Below are 2,649 nucleotides of genomic sequence, written 5' to 3' on the forward strand. Positions count from 1 at the left end.
CGGCCGAGCTGCTCGTCCGGGTCGACGGCTCCACCCTCGAGGTGACGCGAGGCGACGGACCGGTCGACCTCGCGTTCGCCGCGGGTCCGGGGCTCCGCCGGGTCATCTCCGGCGAGCTCGCCCCGGACCGCGCGATCGCGACCGGCGTGGTCGAGGTGCTGCACGGGCGCGGTGAGCTCCTCGACCGCTTCGCCAGCACGTTCCACCTGGCCGCCTGACCGTCGGTCAGAAGGTGAGCAGCACCTTGGTGGCGCGGCGCTCGTCCATCGCCCGGTAGCCCTCGGCGGCCTGCTCGATCGGCAGGGTGAGGTCGAAGACCGTTCCCGGGTCGATCTGCCGGTCCCAGATGAGCGTGATGAGCTCGGGCAGGAAGCGGCGCACCGGTGCGGGGCCGCCGTGCAGGTGGACGCCGGAGAAGAAGAGCTCCTGGCCGGGCAGTGCCACGTCGTGGGAGACGCCGACGTAGCCGACGTGCCCGCCGGCGCGGGTGGYACGGATCGCCTGCATCATCGACTCCTGGGTGCCGACGGCCTCGATCGTGGAGTGCGCACCGAGCCCGCCGGTGAGCTCCTTGATCCGTGCGACGCCGGCGTCCCCGCGCTCCTCGACGATGTCGGTGGCGCCGAGCTCGCGGGCGAGGGCCTGCCGGTCGGCGTGGCGGGACATCGCGATGATCCGCTCCGCTCCGAGCTGCTTGGCCGCCAGGACACCGAGCAGCCCGACGGCACCGTCCCCGACGACCGCGACGGTCTTGCCGGGTCCGACCTCGGCGGCGACGGCGGCGAACCAGCCGGTGCCGAGCACGTCGGACGCGGCCAGCAGCGACGGGATCAGGTCCGCGTCGGGCATGCCCGGGGTCGCGACGAGGGTGCCGTCGGCGAGCGGGATGCGGGCGTACTCGGCCTGCGCGCCGGGGAGGGCGCCGGGCTGGCGATGGACGCAGTGGGTCTGGTAGCCGGCGAGGCAGATCTCGCAGGTGTTGTCGGAGGCGAAGAACGACCCGACGACGAAGTCGCCGACCTGCACGTTCTGGACGGCGGAGCCGACCTCCTCGACGACGCCCACGTACTCGTGGCCCATCGGCTGGTGGTCGACGGCGTCCGTGCCGCGGTACGGCCACAGGTCCGACCCGCAGATGCAGGTGGCGGCGAGCTTGATGACCGCGTCGGTCGGCTCGACGATCGTCGGCCGCTCGGTCTCGTCGACCCGGACGTCGCCCGGGGCGTACATGACGACTGCGCGCATGGTGGTGGTGCCTCTCTCTGGGGGTGTGCCCACCAGGCAACCGGACGCGGCGCGGGGTGGGGAGTCCCTGCTGAGGGGTGTACCGGCAGTGCACCTCTTCGCACGGACTCCCTCGTCGGCGCCGCGCGGCCTACCGTCGGGAGCATGGACAACCGAGCGGACGTGCGCGAGTTCCTCATGTCGCGACGGGCGAAGGTGACCCCCGAGGCGGCGGGCGTCCTCGGCGGCACCAACCGCCGCGTGCCCGGCCTGCGGCGCAGCGAGGTCGCGATCCTGGCCGGAGTGAGCGTGGAGTACTACGCCAAGCTCGAGCGGGGTGCGATCGGCGGGGCGTCGGCGTCGGTGCTCGACTCCGTCGCGCAGGCCCTCCAGCTCGACGACACCGAGCGCGCGCACCTGTTCGACCTGGCCAGGGCCGCCGACGGCATCCCCTCGTCGGGACGGCCGCGCCGCCGTTCGACCCGGTCGTCGACACCCCGGCCGAGCCTGCAGTGGGCGCTGTCCGCGATCACCGACGGCATCGCGTTCGTGCGCGACCAGCGCCAGGACCTGCTGGCCACCAACGCGCTCGGCCGCGCGTTCTACTCGCCCGTCATCGGCGACGGCGGCCGCACCCCGAACCTCGCCCGGTTCCAGTTCCTCGACCCCGCGGCGCGCGACTTCTACCCGGACTGGGACCTGTTCGCGGAGATGTGCGTCGCGATCATGCGCGCCGAGGCCGGCCGGGACCCGCACGACACGGGCCTGCAGGACCTCGTCGGCGAGCTGTCGACGCAGAGCGAGACGTTCCGCCGGCTCTGGGGCACCCACGACGTGCGCACCCACGGCGCCGGGACGAAGCGGTTCCACCACCCCGTGGTCGGCGACCTCACCCTCGCCTACGAGGAGCTGGCCATCACCGCCGAACCGGGCCAGGTGCTCCTGGTCTACACCGCCGAGCCGGGCTCGCCGTCGGCCGAGCGCCTGCGCCTGCTGGCCTCGTGGGCGGCCGACCTGCCGTCGGTCCCGCGATGAGTGACGTCGACCTGGAGGGCTTCCGCGATCACGTGCGCCGCGGGGCCGTCATCGAGGGAGGCTCGGCGCAGCACGCGTTCCTGCACCGGGCCGGCCAGGACGCGCTGCGGGTGCTCGCGGAGCTGAACACCGGCTACCGCACGCCTGAGGAGGTGCGCGCGCTGCTCGCGCGGCTGACCGGGYGGCCCGTGGACGAGTCGGTGACGGTCTTCCCGCCGTTCTTCTGCGAGTTCGGCAAGAACCTGACGCTCGGCAAGGACGTCTTCATCAACATGGGCTGCACGTTCCAGGACGCCGGCGGCATCACCATCGGTGACGGCACGCTCATCGGTCACGGGAGCACCGTCGTCACCCTCAACCACGCGACCGACCCCGCTCGACGTGCGGACA

Annotated in this window: 3 protein-coding genes and 1 pseudogene; 3 read left to right on the forward strand and 1 reads right to left on the reverse strand. The window is 73.1% G+C overall.

The window, feature by feature from the left end; genetic code table 11:
- Window positions 1-218 (forward strand): annotated as a pseudogene (locus AC1DUQ_RS20410) (winged helix-turn-helix transcriptional regulator); the annotation flags it as partial.
- Window positions 219-225: 7 nt separating this feature from the next.
- Here AC1DUQ_RS20410 and AC1DUQ_RS20415 read toward each other — a convergent pair.
- The gene (locus AC1DUQ_RS20415) at window positions 226-1,245 is read right to left on the reverse strand and encodes a zinc-dependent alcohol dehydrogenase family protein (protein WP_477074489.1); all 1,020 of its coding nucleotides are present in this window, start codon (window positions 1,243-1,245) and stop codon (window positions 226-228) included.
- A gap of 144 nt (window positions 1,246-1,389) precedes the next feature.
- Here AC1DUQ_RS20415 and AC1DUQ_RS20420 point away from each other — a divergent pair, with 144 nt between their 5' ends.
- Both AC1DUQ_RS20420 and AC1DUQ_RS20425 read left to right on the forward strand, forming a co-directional pair.
- Window positions 1,390-2,259: a helix-turn-helix transcriptional regulator gene (locus AC1DUQ_RS20420; RefSeq protein ID WP_477062483.1), complete on the forward strand. Its 870-nt coding sequence runs from the start codon at window positions 1,390-1,392 to the stop codon at window positions 2,257-2,259.
- A partial coding sequence (locus AC1DUQ_RS20425) for an LbetaH domain-containing protein (protein WP_477074490.1) occupies window positions 2,256-2,649 on the forward strand: 394 nt, incomplete at its 3' end. The genes AC1DUQ_RS20420 and AC1DUQ_RS20425, both read left to right, overlap by 4 nt.

The sequence above is a fragment of the Cellulomonas sp. P4_B5_2 genome (genome assembly GCF_056402235.1).

What these genes read in the sequence shown, in the direction of transcription:
- AC1DUQ_RS20420 (WP_477062483.1), top strand. Translation starts at nt 1,390, where the DNA reads ATGGACAACCGAGCGGACGTGCGCGAGTTCCTCATGTCGCGACGGGCG.